This is a genomic window from Microtetraspora glauca (assembly GCF_040656155.1).
Classification (GTDB): Bacteria; Actinomycetota; Actinomycetes; order Streptosporangiales; family Streptosporangiaceae; genus Microtetraspora; species Microtetraspora glauca.
The window spans coordinates 187,631-202,583 of the sequence record NZ_JBFALK010000002.1; the positions used below are offsets into that span (position 1 = coordinate 187,631).

Annotated in this window: 15 protein-coding genes and 1 tRNA gene; 8 read left to right on the top strand and 8 right to left on the bottom strand. The window is 67.7% G+C overall.

Annotated elements, in window-relative coordinates; all coding sequences use genetic code 11:
* Positions 1-85 precede the first annotated feature (85 nt).
* Genes AB0I59_RS04065 through AB0I59_RS04075 form a run of 3 tightly spaced genes read left to right on the top strand, consistent with a single transcriptional unit; the run spans position 86 to position 2,104 of the window.
* Complete coding sequence (locus AB0I59_RS04065) at positions 86-496, top strand: VOC family protein (RefSeq protein ID WP_358129792.1); 411 nt, start codon at positions 86-88, stop codon at positions 494-496.
* A gap of 55 nt (positions 497-551) precedes the next feature.
* Positions 552-893 (top strand): YciI family protein, encoded by a 342-nt coding sequence (locus AB0I59_RS04070; RefSeq protein ID WP_358129795.1) that lies wholly within the window; start codon positions 552-554, stop codon positions 891-893.
* Positions 894-901: 8 nt separating this feature from the next.
* On the top strand, positions 902-2,104 hold the full coding sequence (locus AB0I59_RS04075) for an RNA polymerase sigma factor (RefSeq protein ID WP_358129798.1): 1,203 nt from the start codon (positions 902-904) through the stop codon (positions 2,102-2,104).
* A gap of 397 nt (positions 2,105-2,501) precedes the next feature.
* Here the strand turns inward: AB0I59_RS04075 and AB0I59_RS04080 are convergent, their stop codons facing one another.
* Entirely contained in the window at positions 2,502-2,900 is a 399-nt protein-coding gene (locus tag AB0I59_RS04080; RefSeq protein ID WP_358129800.1) for a hypothetical protein, read from the bottom strand.
* A 294-nt stretch (positions 2,901-3,194) separates the two neighbouring features.
* Here AB0I59_RS04080 and AB0I59_RS04085 point away from each other — a divergent pair, with 294 nt between their 5' ends.
* The 3 genes from AB0I59_RS04085 to AB0I59_RS04095 all read left to right on the top strand — a co-directional run bounded on the left by AB0I59_RS04085 (position 3,195) and on the right by AB0I59_RS04095 (position 4,105).
* Positions 3,195-3,443, top strand: coding sequence for a GntR family transcriptional regulator (locus tag AB0I59_RS04085; RefSeq protein WP_358129802.1), 249 nt, complete (start codon positions 3,195-3,197; stop codon positions 3,441-3,443).
* Positions 3,440-3,943, top strand: a complete 504-nt coding sequence (locus AB0I59_RS04090; RefSeq protein ID WP_358129805.1) for a DUF4265 domain-containing protein — start codon at positions 3,440-3,442, stop codon at positions 3,941-3,943. Before AB0I59_RS04085 ends, AB0I59_RS04090 begins: the two co-directional genes overlap by 4 nt.
* Positions 3,944-4,020: 77 nt before the next feature.
* Positions 4,021-4,105: transfer RNA gene (locus AB0I59_RS04095), tRNA-OTHER, on the top strand.
* Positions 4,106-4,184: 79 nt separating this feature from the next.
* Here AB0I59_RS04095 and AB0I59_RS04100 read toward each other — a convergent pair.
* Positions 4,185-4,739, bottom strand: a complete 555-nt coding sequence (locus AB0I59_RS04100; protein WP_358129807.1) for a site-specific integrase — start codon at positions 4,737-4,739, stop codon at positions 4,185-4,187.
* Between the two features lie 197 nt (positions 4,740-4,936).
* On the opposite strand from AB0I59_RS04100, the gene AB0I59_RS04105 reads away from it, so the two are divergent.
* Complete coding sequence (locus AB0I59_RS04105; protein ID WP_358129810.1) at positions 4,937-5,656, top strand: 2-phosphosulfolactate phosphatase; 720 nt, start codon at positions 4,937-4,939, stop codon at positions 5,654-5,656.
* 364 nt (positions 5,657-6,020) lie between these two features.
* Here the strand turns inward: AB0I59_RS04105 and AB0I59_RS04110 are convergent, their stop codons facing one another.
* The 3 genes from AB0I59_RS04110 to AB0I59_RS04120 all read right to left on the bottom strand — a co-directional run bounded on the left by AB0I59_RS04110 (position 6,021) and on the right by AB0I59_RS04120 (position 8,493).
* Positions 6,021-6,353 (bottom strand): hypothetical protein, encoded by a 333-nt coding sequence (locus AB0I59_RS04110; RefSeq protein ID WP_358129813.1) that lies wholly within the window; start codon positions 6,351-6,353, stop codon positions 6,021-6,023.
* A gap of 620 nt (positions 6,354-6,973) precedes the next feature.
* Positions 6,974-7,381, bottom strand: a complete 408-nt coding sequence (locus AB0I59_RS04115) for a site-specific integrase (protein ID WP_358129815.1) — start codon at positions 7,379-7,381, stop codon at positions 6,974-6,976.
* Positions 7,382-7,590: 209 nt separating this feature from the next.
* Positions 7,591-8,493: a VOC family protein gene (locus AB0I59_RS04120; RefSeq protein WP_358129818.1), complete on the bottom strand. Its 903-nt coding sequence runs from the start codon at positions 8,491-8,493 to the stop codon at positions 7,591-7,593.
* Between the two features lie 784 nt (positions 8,494-9,277).
* Here AB0I59_RS04120 and AB0I59_RS04125 point away from each other — a divergent pair.
* Complete coding sequence (locus AB0I59_RS04125; protein WP_358129821.1) at positions 9,278-12,064, top strand: AfsR/SARP family transcriptional regulator; 2,787 nt, start codon at positions 9,278-9,280, stop codon at positions 12,062-12,064.
* On the opposite strand, the gene AB0I59_RS04130 is transcribed toward AB0I59_RS04125, so the two are convergent.
* From AB0I59_RS04130 to AB0I59_RS04140, 3 genes are read right to left on the bottom strand one after another with little or no spacing between them, the layout of a single operon-like run.
* Positions 12,040-12,306, bottom strand: coding sequence for a hypothetical protein (locus tag AB0I59_RS04130; protein ID WP_358129824.1), 267 nt, complete (start codon positions 12,304-12,306; stop codon positions 12,040-12,042). The two genes, AB0I59_RS04125 and AB0I59_RS04130, sit on opposite strands and share 25 nt — an antisense overlap.
* An 11-nt stretch (positions 12,307-12,317) precedes the next feature.
* Complete coding sequence (locus AB0I59_RS04135; protein ID WP_358129827.1) at positions 12,318-12,953, bottom strand: response regulator; 636 nt, start codon at positions 12,951-12,953, stop codon at positions 12,318-12,320.
* Entirely contained in the window at positions 12,950-14,914 is a 1,965-nt protein-coding gene (locus AB0I59_RS04140; protein ID WP_358129830.1) for a sensor histidine kinase, read from the bottom strand. The genes AB0I59_RS04135 and AB0I59_RS04140 overlap by 4 nt, the downstream gene beginning before the upstream one ends.
* Positions 14,915-14,953 lie beyond the last annotated feature (39 nt).

Below are 14,953 nucleotides of genomic sequence, written 5' to 3' on the forward strand. Positions count from 1 at the left end.
GGGATACGCGGTGACAACTGGCGCACGACTCAGGCGCAAGTCGATAGCTGCGGAGCACAGGATCGCTGCCCGATGATTCGGAGAAATGGAGTACCTCGTGACCCCGACGATGAACACGATCGACATCGTGGTATCCGACATGGAAGCGGCGATCGCCTTCTACGCCCACCTGGGGCTCGACTTCAAGATCGACCCCCACTCGCCCGAACACGCCGCCTGCGATCTGCCGGGTGGGTTCCACGTAATGCTGGATACCGAGGCCTTCCGCACGCCCTTCCTGCCGGGCTGGACCCGTCCGACCGGGGGTCCGCGCAACCTGCTCTGCTTCGAATTCCCTGCCCCGGCCGAAGTTGACGCCAAGTACGCCGAGCTGGTCCAGGCCGGGTATCGGGCGCTCGGCGAGCCGTTCGATGCGTTCTGGGGCATGCGGTACGCCACGGTGCTGGATCCGGACGGAAACGGCGTCGACCTGTATGCGGCTCTGCCGTCCATGTGACACGACCCGCCCACTCATCAGACCCAGGCTGGACAGACACAAGGAGGCCAACGACGTGAAGTACGTGCTGATGTTCGTTGAGACAGAGCAGTTCGCCAAGGAGTTGCAGGCCATGGGCGAGCTGGAGCGGGACGCGGCGTTCGAAGCTGTGGGCCGATGGTTCGCCGAGCACGCCGACAAGATCACCCACCACACTCACCTGGCTCCGGTGCACACGGCCACCACGATGCGGTTGCAGGGCGCCGGAGAGCCGGTCATCACGGACGGGCCGTTCGTGGAGGGCAAGGAGGTGGTCAGCGGATTCGCCGAAATCGAGGTCGCCGACCTCGATGAGGCCCTGAAGGTCGCCAGGTCTTGGCCAGCCTGCCCTGTGGTGGAGATCCGCCCCGCCTCGTGAGCTAGCTGGTGTACGAGCCTGTGTCGCATGAGGTGCTGGCCCGCGTGGTGCGCGAGCATGCGGGCCGGCTGGCCGCTTCCCTGGTCTCCCTGCTAGGCGACTTCTCCGCCGCGGAGGACCTGGTGCAGGACGCGATCGAGGCGGCGTTGCAGCGGTGGCCTGTCGAGGGAGTCCCGGATCGTCCGGACGCTTGGCTGTTCACTGTGGCCCGCCGCCGTGGCCTGGACGTTCTGCGCCGGGAAACCAATTACCGCGCCAAGTTGGCCCAGTTGCAGTGGCCGGTCCCACCCAGACCGGATGAACGACTCCGGCTGATCTTCACGTGCTGCCATCCGGCGCTGTCGCGGTCGGCGCAGATCGCTTTGACGCTGCGGGTGGTGTGCGGACTGAGCACCGCACAGATCGCCGCCGGATTCGTGGTGCCGGAGACCACGGTGGCGCAGCGGATCACCCGAGCCAAGAAGAAGATCGCCGAAGGCGGGATTCCCTACCGGATTCCGACTCCTGGGGATTTACCCGGGCGGTTGAGGGAGGTGCTGGCCGTCATCTACTTGCTGTTCAACGAGGGCTACCTGTCCAGCACGGCAGAGCGCGCACAGGCCCGGGACCTGGTCGACGACGCCGAATGGCTGGCCGCGCTGCTGGCGGGCCTGGCTCCCGACGAGCCGGAGGTAATCGGCCTGCTGGCCCTCATCCGATTACACCGGGCGCGCGGAGAGGCCCGTTTTGACACCGGCGGACGCCTGGTTCTTCTGCCCGATCAAGACCGCTCCTTGTGGGATCACGAAGCCATCCAGGCGGCCTCCGCTCTGCTCATCCGGGCGGGACGCAGACACCGCCAGCCAGGGCCGTATCAGGTGCAGGCGGCGATCGTGGCCTGTCATGCCGAGGCGCAGCGTTGGGAGGACACCGATTGGGCGCAGATCGTCGTGCTCTACGACATGCTGCTGTACCTGGCGCCCTCCCCGGTTACACGTTTGCACCGCGCGATCGCTCTGCAATACGTGAAGGGACCGGAAGCTGCATTGGGCGAGTTAAAGGATCTTGCGGACGTGTTGGAGTGCTATCCGCTTTTGCATGCCACTCACGCCGAGCTGTTGCGCGCCCTGGGACGGCCCCAGGAGGCCCATCAGGCCGACGAACGCGCGTTGAAGTTGACCGCCAATCCCGCCCAGCAGGCGCTGCTGGAGGAACGGCTCAGTTGGATATGACTCACGGCGTAGTCGCCGAGCCCTTGTATCCGGAGTTCAGGTGTCGTGGAGATGCCAGGGCGCGTGTGGGTGCGTTGCCCGGGGGTTGGAGCGGACCTGCACGGCGTAGGTGGGCGGCGTGCTTGTGCGCTTCGGGGCGGCTTGCGGTCGCCCATGCAGGACGGGCCGGAGTCTCAGCGTCTGGTCACTAGCGCGCGAGGCCGGCGAGGAGCCGAGCCCACCACATGTAGGCGTCGCCGCGACTCCACCATCCTGTGTATGACACCGACGAGATGTCTCGCCGTTCGGTGGTGCGTCGGATTCTGTAGATCCCGCCGTACGACATGAGTTCGTAGACTGTCATCACGCACATGCAGGTGTGCTCGATTGAGCGTCCATCGCCGGGGGAGTCATTGCACTAGGAGAGTGCCACGCGCCCCGCCTGCGGCGATGCAGGATGCGGGGATACTCCCGGGCAGTCCTGCCAATCGTCGTCACCGAACATGATCGCGGCCAGCCATGGATGTGTCTCACGCAGCTGGCTGGCGACGACTTCCACGTCCCCCGGGCCGAGTCTGAGATCCGACCGCACGGAGTCATTCATCTCGCCGGAGCGTAGGCGCGCCAGAGCGGCCGCACGTCTTGTGTCCGCTGTGAGGGTTCGGACATGGTCGGCGATCACGCGGCTGTCATATGTGTCGAGCTTTAGTTCCTTCCGCACGATCTCGGTTGGTTCTCCGGCAAGGATGCGGCGTACTGCTTCATCGCGGCGTTCGGCGGCGCCCGTGCCGGGCTTCCAAGGTGGTGCTGCCGTCACCGGAGGTCTCCTTGGGTGCCACCGTGTTCCTGCTCAGCGCGTTGCCACGCGAACACGATCCGGGCTGCGCACGCCGCGAGGATGAGGCCGCCTTCCGAGTCCGCAGTGATCTCCCGTCCTGTGGACCGATGACGGCCGCGGAACCGCCCTGCGTCGCTGATCCAGGTTTCGAACTCGGGAATGTCCGGGGAAGTGGGCAGCATATAAGCAGGTTAAAAGAGGTGTACTGTACTCCCCCCGTCTAGCGTCTGGGGTAGCTATGGCTTGTTATGGCTGGCCACATAGCCTTCCGACATGATCGACAGGGACGCGCCGATTCCGCCTTACAGGCAGATCGCCAACGCGCTACGCCAGCGCATCAAGGCCGGCAAGATCCCGCCCGGTCGCAGGATTCCGAGCCTGGTCGAGCTGGAGGCAGAGTTCGGCGTCGCCCGCGACACCCTCAGGAAAGCCGTGCAAGTCCTCAAGGATGAAGGTCTCGTGGAGACCGTGCAGGGCATGGGCATCTACGTGGTCAAGCCCGATGAGGATGTCTCCCCATGACGGGTGCGTTGCCGCCCGAGAATCATCTGCCCGAGGCCGAAGACCGGGTGAAGGTCTGGTACAGGTTCGTGCCGCGTGAAGGGTGGCCGCAGTACGACCGTGAAGGCGTATGGGCGACGCTGGTCGACGTCGACGTTGCCCAGGTGAACAACGTGCCGTTCTTTGTCGACGGCGCAGCCGAGGGGGACTTGGTCCGTTTCACCACGGATCCGCAGGGCGTCCGCTGGGTCGTCGAACGAGTCGAGTGGTCTGGTACATGCACCATCCTGGTCCTGCCTGCCCCTGGTGGGCCGAAGGCCACTGCTGTGGCAGTGCATGAAGTCTTCGCCCCGCTGGGCATCGGAGCCGAGGAGCACAGCGCGGAGTTCCCCCTCGTCGCGCTCAGCGTGCCGCCTGACGCGGACCTATCCGCCGTGAAAGCACTCCTCGATGAAGGCGAAGCAGCCGGCTGGTGGTTCCACCAGGAGGCGTGTGTGGGGGATGAGTGGCGGGCGGCGTAACCGCCGCGGACTGGGTGACTATCGCCGTGGACGGCCGCATACACCGGTGGACGGTTGAGGACCATTTCCGCAGGTGGGGGCGATTATCGGGGCTGATCTCGCCCCCGTCTGGGTTGCCTTACAAGCGAGGGGTCACTGGTTCGAACCCAGTACCGCCCACCAGCGAGAACAAGCCCCGTAGCGATCGTGCTACGGGGCTTCGTGCCACTAACGTGCCATTAGCCGATGCAGGTGATCTTGCTCATGGATCGCTCGCGTGGCTTGGCAGGGCTTCTGTGATCTTGCCGTTCATGGCGTTCGCGGTCTTGTGGTCGGCCTCCGCCGTGCGGTGTTGGTAGATCATCGCGGCGTGGACGGAGTCGTGTCCCACCCGCTCCATGAGGTCCCGGAGGGTCGCGCCCGAGCTGGCCGCGATCGTGTTGCCGGTGTGGCGGAGATCATGGAATCGCAGGCTGGGGAAGCCGACCTTCTTCGTGTTCTTCGTCCAGTCGGCTGCCCGGCGGAAGTTGCTTCGCCTGAGGGTGCCGGCCCATGCGCCGGTGAAGATCTGGGCGTCGTCCTCTGGATCGGTGAAGTCGTCGAGGTGATCCCGAAGCGCGGGGATGATTGCCGAAGGAATGGCGACTGTCCGGACACCGGCTCGTGACTTGGGCGGCCCGATGAGCAGTTCTCCCGTGTCCAGCTCGACATGCTGTTGCCGAATGCTGACGGTGCCCGTGTTCAGGTCCAGGTCCATCCGCCGGAGTGCCGCGACCTCGCCCCAGCGCAGGCTCGCGAAGGTGGCGAGCAGGATCATCGGAGTGGAGGTTCCGCCCCGGCGTCGTGCGTGAGCGCGGTGTGCCTTGTGCCCGCAGAGACCGTGTGCGGGTGACGCATGCGGCAATTGAGCAGGCATATCGTTGCGCTCTGCTTTCGAGACGCAGGCAGCAGGAGATGTCGCATTCCGAGACGGTCGAAGTAATGCGTGTCACTGTCTGGGTGCTTCGGTCAGGCATGCGCGATCATGACCGGATGGAGACTCGTTTCCTTGCTATCGCTGAGCTGGTCGAAGCCCCGTCCGCGGCGGTCGTAGTCGACGTCATGCGTGCCTTCACAGTGGCTGCCTGGGTCTTCGCCCAGGGAGCGGAAAAGATCGTTCTTGCCGAGTCGCTGGACGAAGCCCTGGCGCTCAAGGCTCGCCACCCGGATTGGGTGGCGCTCAAAGACGGTCCGCCGGCGACAGGGTTCGACACCGTCAACTCGCCGGGCCTGCTGCGGTCTGTCGACCTTGGCGGACGGACCGTTGTGCAGAAGACCACGGCAGGGACGGTCGGCGCACTTGCGGTCAAGGAGGCGTCGCTGGTGCTGTGCGCCAGCTTCGTGGTGGCGGAGGCAACGGCTCGGTTCTTGCGGACACGCGAGTGCGGCAGCGTCACGTTCGTGGTCACCGGCGACGACGGGCGCGCCGATGAAGATCTGGCGTGCGCCCAATACATCGCCCAGCGGGCCGCCGGGGCCGGGGCGGATGCATCTGAGTTCCTCCGCCGCGCCGGCGAGTCACGCGCCGCCGCCGAGTTGGCGGAGGGCGTGCGCCAAGGAGCCCACCCTGATGACGTCGCACTCTGTCTTGAACTCGACCGATTCCCCTTTGCCATGGTGGCGGCATTGGAGGACTCGCTCATGGTCCTCCGCCCGCGCGCCGTGCTCTCGCTGACCGACGAGGTTTCGATCTGATCGCTGGTGAGGTCCGACTGTGCGCTTCCCCTCCTAGCGTGGAGACCGAACCGGGAGAGGTTTGGTCGTGGCAGGTACCACGAGGCGCCGGGTTGATGCGGAGTTTCGGGCTGGAGCGGTGCGCATCGTCAAGGAGACCGGCAAACCCGTCTCGCGCGTCGCGCGCGGGAGCTTTCCCCCGGAGCGTGGACACCCGGTTTCACGCAGCCAGTTCGGTCACCCTAACAAGCCGATATTCGTAGGCTGAACCGCCCCGGCTTCGGTGGAGACCTTGATGTGCCCTGAGGTGGGTTCTCGGTCGCCGAGCGCCTTCGCCGGTTGTTGTACCAGGCGGTCCGGAGGAAGATCTCGGTCACGAGTGGTCTCATTCCTCGTCGAGTCCATGCAGGTAGTCCTCGAAGGTGGGACGCCGATCCCTTCGGCGCGACAACACGATTGCGGCCACCAGTGCGGCAGGGGCCATTGCGAGCCTGAGCGCCCAGCGGCCCAGTCGACGGACCGCCCTGAGCAGTTCCTTGAGCGACTGCCAAGGGTGTCTCAGGGCCATGACGGTCAATATGAAGGCCATGCCGCCGAGGCTGATCCCCGAGAAGTCGTCGGGGTCGTCTCGTCCCTTCTCCTTGGTCACGGTGCGGAACCGAAGGTGAAGGGCAGGAGCTTGATGCTGCGGACCAATGGAATCCTCCCAAGTCAGCATGGACATCAGGGTCGGAATTGAGCCGTGATCGTGAGCGTACATCAGGGAGCTTTACATGGCTCCGGACCATTGGCTCGACGGGATTCCAAGGCGCTTCGGTCGGGGCAGTTCGATACCCTGCTCGCGTTGGGACCGGTCAGAGCTCCCCTGCTGTGGGTCCACGGTTCACGGAGGGCGGGTACGGAGCCGACTGAAGTTGGCTAGCGGCGATACGGTCACCGAGGACTGGGCCGACCTTGCGTGACTAACTGCGTGACGACGACAGCGAAAACCGCTGAACACTCATGGCCCACGGTGGGCGATTCAAACAGGCAACGAACACGAAGCACCAGGTCGAATCGGTCTGTATGTGCAGGGCGAGTGTCCGGGCTGGTACTACCCCTTCCTGGGTTGGCTTACAAGCGAGGGGTCACTGGTTCGAACCCAGTACCGCCCACCAGCGAAAACAGGCCCCGTAGTGATCTTGCTACGGGGCTTCGTGCCATTAACATGCCATTAGTTCTGGATCTTGGCCTTTTCGATCTTGCAATTCATCGCGTCGACGATGCCCTTGTCCGCCTCCGCCGTGCGGTGCTGGTAGATCATCGCGGCGCGCACACTGTCATGTCCCATCCGTGCCATCAGGTCGCGGAGGGAAGCCCGGCACTGAGCGCGATCGTGTTCCCGGTGTGGCGAAGATTGTGGAAGTGGAGCCCGGGGACGCCGAGCTTCTTGGTCGCCCCGCTCCACTTGGCGGCCCGCCGGAAGTTGCTGCGCCGCAGGATGCCGCCGTTGGCCCCGGTGAAGACGAGCGCGGTCGGGTCCGACTCGGTGAACTGGTCAAGATGCTGGACGCAGCGCCGGAATGATCGCCTCCGGGATCGCCACCGTCGGTAGTCCAGCACCGGACTTGGGAGGCCCGACGACCAGTTCGCCCGTGTCCAACTCGACGTGCTGTTGTCGAACACTGACGGGCCCGCGTTCAGGTCCAGGTCCATCCGCCGCAGTGCCGCGACCTCGCCCCATCGCAGGCTCGCGAAGGTCGCCACCAGGATCAGCGCGCTGAGCCGTACGGGGACGAGGTCGGCCAGTTCGAAGACGTTCGCCTCGGTGGGGTCGGCCGCTCTTCCGACACCTCCTCGCCGGGCACCGCGAAGGAACCGGTACGTGCGGCACTGGGTCCTGGTGCCTTAGACCCTCGCCACCTGAGCCGGCACTTCGCGGTACGGCTGTCCAAGGTTGAACCAGGGATACTTCGTCAGTCGTAGTTGGAGATCTCGATGAGGTTGTGGTCCGGGTCCCGGATGTACAGGCTGGTGATCGGGCCGAGCGCGCCGGTCCTGGGAACCGGACCTTCTTCGATCGGTACGCCCGCGGCGGTCAGATGAGCGGCCACCTGATCCAGGGGCGAGTGGGTGATCAGGCAGAGGTCGGCGCTGCCCGGCACGGGATGGAGGGCGTGCGGCCGGATCTCGTGCCCGGCCTGGTGCAGGTTGATCTTGCTGGAACCGAAAGCGAGCGCGTGGCGGCCGCCGCCGAAGGTCACCGGCTCCATTCCGAGGGCGTCCCGATAGAAGTCGATCGTCTGGGGGATGTCGGCCACGGTCAGGACTAGATGATCGAGGCTCGCAATGTGGACGGCGAAGGTCTCCTTGACGGCCTCCCAGGCGACCGGTGGCAGGAGGTCCCGGTTACGGGCGAAGAACGCGTGAAGCGCGGCCCCGTGTTTCGCGCGGATGTCCGCGTTGTGCCGTGCGACATCGATCTCGTTCGCGGCCGTGATCAGGATGAACGCCCGGAGTTCGGCGTCGGAGGAGTCAACCGGCCGGCTCGTGAAGCGGTCTACGAAGCGCAGGGTGGGATAGGTGGCCGCGCGGTCACAGGAGGCGTAGAGATACACCAGCGCCTCGGCCGGCGCCCCGATCACCTCGGCCAGCGCGGCCCGATCGGCGAGCTCGAGGAGCCGGTGGTCGAAGCCGTCTGTCCCGTAGGCCGCGTGACACAGGCCGGCGAGTCGCACCTCTTCAGACGCGTCCCAGTCCTTGAGTTGGGCAGCGACGCGGTGCAGGTGCTCCAGGAGCGTGCCGCCGGGGTGAGGGATCTCGGCGGCGCCCTTGGAGGCGAGGAATGCTGTCGAATCCGTAAAGGTATCCGCTGTCATGTTCGTCTTGTATACACCGGCGAGTGAGACCGACGCGGACAGGGGCACTGATGGGAAGGTCCCGAGTACCTGCTGCGGCACCGGCGTCGGGTGTCCGCTGGGCCTGCGGGAGTACGCTTGCGAATCCCGCCATGCCACTCTGGCCGCGGCACTCCGTCGATGATCACGCGGTGAGTCCGTAACACCCTGCGACGGGAGTTCGGCGATGGCCTCGGAGGATGGTGTGAAGCAGCGACGGACGTTCTCCGGCTTCTTGTGCCGGGACCTGGCCATCGGCATCAGCAGGGAGGCGCCCTGTTAAAGGTGAGCGCGACACCGGGTCCCGGCTTGATACGCACGCCCTCGATCATGGCAGTCGGCGGCATCGGTGGTCCCGCTGCCGCCGGCCCCCGTTCCTGAACGGGAAAAGTGCCTTTGACGGGGAGCTGACAGGACCTTCGGCGCCTGCTGCGCTTCCCGCTCAAAGGCGCTTTTCTTCACCGCGTGCGCATCAGCAGCAGTGCTGAGCATCGGCCGACGCGGACGATGCGACGACCACCCCGCCGGCCGTAGCGGACACGGCGAACAACATGGCGGCCGCCAGGCGTAGCAACGTGCGCTTCATAGGATCTCCTTCGTTGGCAACAGTCGGCCACCTCGGTCCGGGGAGTGGATCCGACGACCGCATCCCGGTTCGTAGACGACGATGCGCGGCCGAACCTGGACAATCCTTGCGAACAACCTTGAATCGGCAGATCAGAACCGTTACACACGGGTGATCGAGAGATAGGGGTGTGGCGTGCCGGTGGAGTTCCGACTTCTGGGTGACCTGGAGGTTCGCGTGGACGGCCGGTGCGTCGAACTCGGGCATCACCGCCAACGGTGCGTACTCGCGGTACTGCTGGTCGAGGCCGGCCGGCGCGTGTCGATCGACCAGCTCCTGGACCGGGTGTGGGGCCACCATCCGCCTCGGCATGGTCGCGACACGCTCTACAGCTATCTGTCCCGCCTGCGGCGGATGCTGGAGGCGGTCGACGGTGTGCGGATCGCACGGCAGAGCGGCGGTTATGTGATCAGCGTCGATCCCGTGACGGTCGATATGCACAGGTTCCAGCGCTGGGTCGGAGCAGCCCGCACCGCCGACGACCCCCACGCCCGACATCTGCTGGAGCAGGCGCTCGCCCTGTGGCGCGGGGATGCCCTCGCCAACCTGGACACCCCCTGGCTGAACACGCTGCGCGAAGGGCTGGTCCAACAGCGGCATGCCGCCGAACTCGACCTCACCGACGTCCATCTCCGTTCGGGGCGGCACGCCGAACTGGTGCCCGCGTTGACGATACGGGCGGCACGCCATCCGCTGGACGAGCGACTGGCCGGCCAGCTCATGCTCGCCCTGTACCGCAGCGGCCAGCCGGCCGAGGCCCTGCAGCACTACCAGCGGATCCGGCTGCACCTGGTCGAGGAACTCGGCGCCGACCCCGGCCCGTCACTGCAGGACCTGCACCGCCGCATCCTGACCGCCGACCCCATGACGACACCGCCTGCCTCCACACCGGCCACACCGTCCGGGCCGCCTGGCATCGTGCCGCGTCAGTTGCCGGCTCCGCCGGCCCGGTTCACCGGCCGAAGAGCCGAACTCGGGCAGCTCAGCAGAGCATTGGACGAATCCGGCCGGCCAGGAGGCACGGTGGTGATCTCCTCCATCGGCGGGATCGGGGGCATCGGGAAGACGTGGCTGGCCCTGCGCTGGGCGCACGAGAACATCGACCGCTTCCCCGACGGACAGTTGTTCGCCAATCTGCGGGGCTTCGATCCGATCGAGCAGCCGACGTCCCCGGCCACCGCTGTACGCGGCTTCCTGGAGGCACTCGGCGTCGATCCCCAGGGGATGCCGACAGACCTGGACGCGCAGGTGGGCCTTTACCGCAGTCTGGTGGCCGGACGGCGGATGCTGATCGTGCTGGACAACGTCCGCGACGCCGACCAGGCCGCCCCCCTGTTACCCGGCAGCCCCACCTGTACGGTCGTGGTGACCAGCCGCCATCAGCTGGCCGGAATGACCGCGGTCAACGGCACCCGGCCGGTGGCTCTGGACGCACTCGACGACGCCGAGGCCCACGAGCTACTCCTCCACCAACTCGGTGCCGACCGGTTGGCGGCGGAACCGGAAGCCGTGGCCTACCTGCTGGCCTGTTGCGCGGGTCTACCGCTGGCTCTGGCCGTCCTCGCCGCCCGTGCCGTGCTCAGCCCGCAGTTGCCGCTGGCCGAACTCGCCGTTGAACTACGGGACACCACCGACCGGCTGGACGCGTGGGACTCCGGGGACCTGCGGACCAACCTGCGCGCCGTGTTCACCACCTCCTACCTCGGCCTCTCCACGCGAGCCTCCGAGGTATTCGGACTGCTGGGCCTGGCGCCGGGCCCGGACGTCGGCCTCGGCGCCATCGCCGCCCTGACCGGCCTCCCTCCCGCCCGAGTACGCGGACCGCTGCGAGAACTGGAAGGGATGTCCCTGATCCATCAGCACTCTCCGGGCCGGTGGCGCATGCACGACCTGGTCCGCCTCTACGCCGCCGAACAAGCCCGCGAGGACCAGCCCGAGACCGCTCGGCAGGCCGCGCTTCGGCGGTTGGTCGATTTCCACCTGCACACCGCCTACGCCGCCGAACGGCTTCTCGCGCCGCATCGCACACCGATCACGCTCGGCGACCCCGCTCCTGGATGGTGGCAGGGGCCGCCGGCCGACCACACCGCCGCCTGGACGTGGTTCGCCGACGAACACGCCTGTCTGCTGGCCACCCAACACCTCGCCGCGAAGCACAACTGGCACGAAGCGGTATGGCAGCTTGCCTGGAGCCTGGACACCTTCCACTTCCGGCGCGGAGCCATACAGGACCAGTTCGACGACTGGCTGGTGGGACTGGAAGCCGCTCGCCATCTCGACGATCCCGAGGCTCAGATGCTGGCTCACCGGGTCCTCGGCCACGCCTGCGCCAGGCTGGGCCGGCATGGCCTGGCCATGGATCACTTCCAGCAAGCGCTCACCCTCGCCCAGCGCACCGGGGACCTCGCCGCCCAGGCCCAGATCCATCAAGGTCTGGCGATGTCCTGGGCGCAGCGGGAGGATCTTCGGCAGGCTCTGGAGCACACCACCCAGGCCCTGCACCGCTACCGAGCCCTCGACGACCCTGTGCGGACAGCCGACGCGCTCAACGACATGGGCTGGTACGCGAGCAGGCTCGGACTGCACACCGAAGGCCTCGCCCACTGCGAAGCCGCCCTGGCCCTGTTCCGCCGCCACCGGCACCGCGACGGAGAAGCCAACACGCTCGACAGCCTGGGATACATCGCCCACCACACAGGTCAGTACGACCAAGCCCTGAGCTATTACAACGAAGCTCTCAGGTTGCTCCAAGAGATCGGCAACGCCTTCGACGAAGCCAACACCCTGGAACACCTCGGAGACGTCCACGCCACGATCGGTGACCAGCAACAGGCCCGCAGCGCGTGGCGTCAGGCGCTACGGCTCTACCAAACCCAGAACCGTGCTGAGGACGCCGACCGTGTTCAGCGCCGGTCGCCGGCCGTTTGAGCGTCGATCCGCGGTTCTGCCGCGCCCTGCGGGGCGCCGGCCACGAAGCTGTGCGGCATCTCACGCGGCGACCATCCCATGCCGGTCAGACCGACGTCGTCGAGCGCCTTGCCCAAGTCGCGCCGGACGTTGTGCGCGGTGAGCGCGGTTCCTGTCCCGGTGCGGAAGACGAGATCAGACCGCTGGTCGCCCAGCGCCGCCCTGCCGTACGACGAGGGCGCCCGGCACGGGGAATCGGCCACCCGGTGAGGACTCAGACGCCGAGGTCGGCGTCGCGCGCCCGGGCGACGGCCTCCGCGCGGCCGGAGACGCCGAGTTTGGCGAAGATGTTCGACACGTGGTTGCGGATCGTCTTCTCGCTGAGGAACAGGCGCTGTGCGATGGCGTGGTTGGTGAGCCCGGCGGCGACGAGGTCGAGTACCTCCCGTTCGCGGTCGGTCAGCTCGGGCAGCGGGCGGGGACGTACGGTCTCGGCGGACAGGGCGGACAGCACCCGGCTGCCGGCGGAGGAGCCGAAGACGACCTGGCCGGCCGCCACCGCCTGGAGCGATCGGATGATCTCGGTCGGTGGTGCCTCCTTGAGGAGGTAGCCGCGGGCACCGGCCCGGACGGCCGCGATGATGGTCTCGTCGTCCGACAGCATGGTCAGGGCGAGCACGGCCACGGCGGGATGGCGGGCACTGATATGGGCGGTCGCCTCCACACCGCTCATCCCGGGCAGCTGCAGGTCCATCAGGATCACATCAGGGGCGTTCCGCTCGACCAGTTCGATGGCGGCCTCGGCGGTGGCGGCGACGCCGACGACCTCCACCTCGGGCAGGTCGCGGAACAGCGCCAGGAGTCCGTCGGCGAAGATCGGGTGGTCCTCGACCACGATGATGCGGATCATGAGGTCGCCAGGGGGAGCCGGATTATCAGGTGGGTGCCCGTCCCGTCGCCGCTGCGCAGCTCGAAGGTTCCGCCCAGCTCCTCGGACCTGCGCCGCATGGAGGTCAGGCCGACCCCCTGCCCCGGGGCGGATCCGAGGGAGGAGAGCCCCACTCCGTCGTCGTCGATGTGCAGCTCCAGGGTGGCGCGGGCGCGCACGCGGACGGTGCAGTGGGAGGCCTGGGCGTGGCGTGCGGCGTTGGTCAGGGCTTCGGCGGCGATCCGGTAGGTGGCCAGTTCGATCGGCGCCGGCAGGTCCGGCAGGTCGGCCTCGACCTCGACGGCCAGGTGGCCGGCGAACCCCTTTCCCAGCTCGGCGAGCGCGCCCGCGAGCCCGAGGTCGTCCAGAGGGGGTGGCGGCAGGTCATTGACGATGGCCCGGATGTTGCCGACGGTGGCCCGGATCCGGGCGGACAGATCGTCCATGATCTCCTTGGCCTTTCCGGGATCGGTGTCCACCAGGCGCCGCCCGCGATCCATCTGCAGGGCGAGGGCGGCGAGGGTGGGGCCCACCCCGTCGTGCAACTCGTACCGCAGCCGGTCGCGCTCCTCCTGCCGGGCGGCCAGCAGCCGGGCGTGTGAGCGTTCCAGGTCGGCGCCGAGATGATGGGCGTGGACGGCCACCGCCACATGGGGGGCCAGTTCCGCCAGCAACGCCCGGTCCCTGGGGCGCAGCCGCTCGCCGACCACCAGCGTGCCGACGTCGTGGCCGCGGTGGTGCAGAGGGACGCGCTCAGCGACCGCGCCGCGGGCGCCCCAGGAGGCCACGACCGTTCCCTGCTCCTCGACCGTGACGTACGGCACCCGCAGGAGGCGGCCGACCTCGGCGGCCATCCGCTCCAGCAGGTCTCCGGGGGCGCCCGCGTCCGACAGCCGCGCCCCCAGACGGCGCAGCGCCCTGGCCGGGTCGTCCCGGTCGCCGTAGACCAGACGGTTGGCGGCCGCGCCGGCCCGCAGGTACAGCGGGTGCACCGCGAGCGCCACCAGGACCGCCGATGCTCCGGCTCCCAGGACACCACCCAGCGTGAAGGCGATCAGCGCGTAGCCCGCCAGCAGCAGCACGCTCACGGCGCTGAAGGCCAGCGCGCGCGACAGCAGCAGGTCGAGATCCCACAGTCGGTGGGCCACCACGGCCACGGCCACCCCCGCCGGCAGCGGCACGCAGGCCAGGGCGACGATCGGCGCCCCCCAGGGGACCATCAGGGCCAGGCCGAGCATGCTCACCGTCAACAGGGCCCCGGCCACAACCCACTGCAACCGACGGCGCATCTGCTCATCGGATCGCCGGTAGCGCACCACCAGCGAGGCGAGGGCCGCCATCACGGCGATGAGCGAGCACACGGTCCCGGCCACGCGGACCGCCGGGGGGACTCCGGTGAGGTGCGCGAAGACTCCCTTGTAGCCAGGGGGATACATCCGGCCGACCTCGCCCATCAGGGTCACCGGCTGGAGGATCCAGTCGAGCGTGGCCACCGCGATCCCGGCGACGGCGGCCGCCAACGCCGGCCGCCATCGAGGCGAGGGCAGCCGCCCATCAGGAAAGAACAGCAACAGGACGGTCGGCACGGCGAGGTAGGCCGGCACCCAGACCCAGTTCGACACCCACATCGCCCAGTCGTCGCCGGGCAGCCCGCCGTCGTTGATACCCAGCAGCCCGTACGCCCCGAGGGCGACGCCCATGGCCTGGGCCGCACCGACGACGACCATGAGCCACCCGACCCGGCTCGCCGGCCGCTGCGCCACCACGAGCACGCCGGGCACGCCGAACGCCAAGCCGGCCACGCATCGGAAGGCGTCGAAACGCTCCACTATCCCCGTCACCCCGATATGCCGCAGCCGGGGCTCGACGATGAGCGCCATCGCCACCAGGAGCACCAACACGGTCACCGGGACGACCACGCGCCAGGCCGTTCTGTCCGCCACGAAGGTGATGGTGCCATCCGCGAGTCCCGACGTCACGGG